The sequence below is a fragment of the Falsiroseomonas oryzae genome (assembly GCF_027856955.1).
In the GTDB taxonomy this organism is placed as follows: Bacteria; Pseudomonadota; Alphaproteobacteria; order Acetobacterales; family Acetobacteraceae; genus Falsiroseomonas; species Falsiroseomonas oryzae.
Window position 1 is genome coordinate 1 of record NZ_JAPSMD010000551.1, and the last position, 3,000, is coordinate 3,000.

The 3,000-nt window shown below is 71.7% G+C and carries 3 protein-coding genes; 1 reads left to right on the forward strand and 2 read right to left on the reverse strand.

What is annotated here, in order from left to right; all coding sequences use genetic code 11:
• Positions 1 to 578 (reverse strand): DUF6931 family protein (locus OZN99_RS28680; RefSeq protein ID WP_270938631.1); only part of this gene is annotated, 578 nt, incomplete at its 3' end.
• Positions 578 to 2,557, reverse strand: a complete 1,980-nt coding sequence (locus tag OZN99_RS28685; RefSeq protein ID WP_270938632.1) for a type VI secretion system Vgr family protein — start codon at positions 2,555 to 2,557, stop codon at positions 578 to 580. The genes OZN99_RS28685 and OZN99_RS28680, both read right to left, overlap by 1 nt.
• A gap of 173 nt (positions 2,558 to 2,730) precedes the next feature.
• On the opposite strand from OZN99_RS28685, the gene OZN99_RS28690 reads away from it, so the two are divergent.
• A partial coding sequence (locus OZN99_RS28690) for a hypothetical protein (protein WP_270938633.1) occupies positions 2,731 to 3,000 on the forward strand: 270 nt, incomplete at its 3' end.

Consider the following 3,000-nt stretch of genomic DNA (forward strand, 5'->3'; position numbering starts at 1 on the left):
AGCCGGCCGGCGCCGCCCGCGGCGATCTCGCGTGCGCTGTCCAGGAATCGCCGCAGCCTGGCGTCGCGCCGCAGCGGGTCGCCGCGCACCGCGGCCAGGTTGATCGAGCCCGCCACCGCGGTGCCGGCCAGGTGCGGCGCGGGCGGCACCTTCTGCACATCGGGCGGGGCCATCGAGTCGCCGGACCAGAAGGCGCCGACGCAGGCCCAGGCCTCCGGCGTGTCGAGGCCCTGCGCCTGCGCCAGCGCGAAGGCGGCGCGGCGGCTCTCGTCGGTCTGCTTGCGCACCCAGGTCTCCGCGGCAGCGCAGAGATCGGCCAGCGGGGCCGGCGCATCGGCGGGCGCGGTGTGGCGCGCGCACATGCAGGCCCACCACACCGCCTCGCGCTTCGGCAGCGCGTGGGCGGTGAGCTTCGCCGCCTCCAGCAGGAAGCCGGCGGCGGCCAGGCGGTCCACCGCCTCGGGCACGCGCGTCGCGCCGGCGATGGCAGCCAGCGCCTCGGGCGGCGCGGCGATGCGGGCAACCAGCTCGGGCAGCGGCCCGTCGAGCTTGGTGGGCGGAGGCGCTTCGGGCGGCATCAGTTGATGTTCACCATGCCGCCCTTGAGGGTCAGCATCCCGTCGCCCTTCACCTCGGTCATCGGCGAGGCGACCGAGACCTGCCCCTCGCCCTTCACGGTGACCATCGTGCCCTTCACGGTGATGCCGGAGGCGCTGATCTCCACCGTGTTGCTGCCGACCTTCAGCGTGATGGATTGCGCGGCCTCGATCGTGATGGCGCCGGCATCGGCCTTGACGTCCACGCTGCCGGACTTGACGCCGAGCTTGTAGTTGCCGGTGTCCACCAGCGCGTCGTAGTTGCCGGTCTTGACCTGCGTCTTGTAGTTGCCGGTCTCGACGGTCTCCTCGAAATTCCCGGTCTTGACGGTGAAGGTGCTGTTGCCCTCCTCCACGGTCACGGCGTGGTCGCCCTTGATGGTGTAGGTGCCCTTGCCCTTCACCAACTGCGTGTCGTCGACCTTCACCTCGACGATGCGGCAGTTGTCCACCTTCAGGTTCAGGTCGTGCTCGACCTCGATCTTGTAGTCCTTCTGCGCGTGCAGGAAGACCAGCTCGGATCCCTTGGTGTCGTCGAAGGAGAACTCGGAGAAGTCCGCCGTGCCGCCCTTGTCGGCGGAGCGCGTGCGGAAGCCGGACTTCATCTTCTCCGACTTGGCGAAGATCGGCGTGTCCACACCGTTGTAGAGACCGCCGAGCACCACCGGGCGGTCGGGGTCGCCATCCATGAAGGCGACGGCGACCTCCGTGCCGACGCGCGGGATGAACTGCGCGCCCCAGCCCTTGCCGGCCCAGGGCTGCACCACCCGCGCCCAGACCGCCTGGTTCGGCGCGGTCTCGGCGCGGTGGTCCCAGAAGAACTTCACCTTCACCCGGCCGAGGTCGTCCGTGTAGATCTCGCCCTCGCTGTCCTCGCCGATCACCAGCGCGGCGTGCACGCCGTCCATGCGCGGCCGCCGCGTCGCAAGCCGCTCGCGCCAGGGCCGCGCCTCGGGGAAGACCTCGACGCTGTTGCTGTAGGAGGGCAGGGCGCCGGCGTTCAGCCAGCTCTCGTCCTCGGCCTCGTGCACCACGCTGCGCACGCCGTATTTGCCGGGCGGCAGGAAGGGGTCGCTGCCCAGCACCTCGAAGATGTGGCCCGCCGCCATGGCGATCCAGGTGCCCCCGCCCGCCAGCAGCGAAGCCGAGGCCTCGGCCGCCTCCATGCGCAGCCGGGCGCGGGTGGTGGCGGCCTCCGGGTCGTCGGTGCCGGCCGGCCAGAGGAAGCTGTCCGGGCTGAGGGAGCCGGTCGCCTTCAGCACCGTCGCCTGCTCGCCCTTGACCTCCGTGGTGGGGGAGACGGGGTCGTAATCGGCCGTCGCCTCCTTCCCGCCGGCAATCGCGTGGACGTGCCGCAGACCCTCCACCAGCGCGCCCTCGGCCGGCAGGGCGCCGAGGTCGGCGAGGCTTGCATTGGCGTCGGTGACGACGAGCGCCTCGCCCTCGAAGAAGTAGAACCAGCCTGCCTCCTCCATGATGCGGCGGGCGAAGCGCAGGCGGTTCTCGTTGTACTGCGTGCGGTAGGGCAGCGGCTCGTTGGCGCCGGTGATGCGGAACTCCGTGCCGGTGATCCCGCCGTCGGTCAGCAGCGCCTCGATGATCTCCTGCGCCGTCTTCTCCTGGAAGATGCGGCAGTCGTTGGCGAGCGAGAGACCCCACAGCTTGGGCACGATCTTCAGCTGGCACGCATGCAGGCCACGGATGTCCTGGCCGAGCGGCACGTATTCCCGCACCAGCCCGTGGAACTCGCGTTCCAGCCCGTCGCGGCGGATGCGGGCCACGGCGGGCTTCTGCAGGATGTCGGCGGGGGCGAAGGGGTCGCCGGCATGCACCGCCGTCAGCTCGACCTCGTAGGGCTCGGAGATCGCCTCGGTCACGCGCAGCCGGATGGGCGCGAGGACGCCCTCGTCGCCGTCCAGGCTCATCGACAACAGCGAGCCCGAACGGTCGGGCAGTTGCACCACCATGTCCCAGCCCCGTCGCCCGTACGCCAGTCCGGGCAGCGGCCATGGTAACCTTCCCCCGCCGGTCGCGCCAGCATCGCCCGGCTCGCGGCAAGGTTGACGGGGCGCTTGTCCGCGGCACATCTCCGCCCTTAGCTAGCGGCAGCTTTGATGCGGGGACGACACGGCTGATGAGATGGTCCGGTGCGGCGGCCGGTCGCCTGCCACCGCCGCGCGCAGGCCGGCTGGCCCTGCTGGTGCTGCTCGGCCTCGCCGGCTGCACCGCGCCGCCTCCTTCCGCCTATGTCGGCGGCGGCGCCGGCGGGGGCGAGCCGGTGGGCGTCAATGCGGTGGGCGAGACCTGCACCCGCCAGGCCGCCGCGCAGGGCGGGACCGAGATCTATTGCGGCACCTGGCAACAGCCGAGCGCGCGCCTGCGGCCGCACGGGCCGGCGACGCCG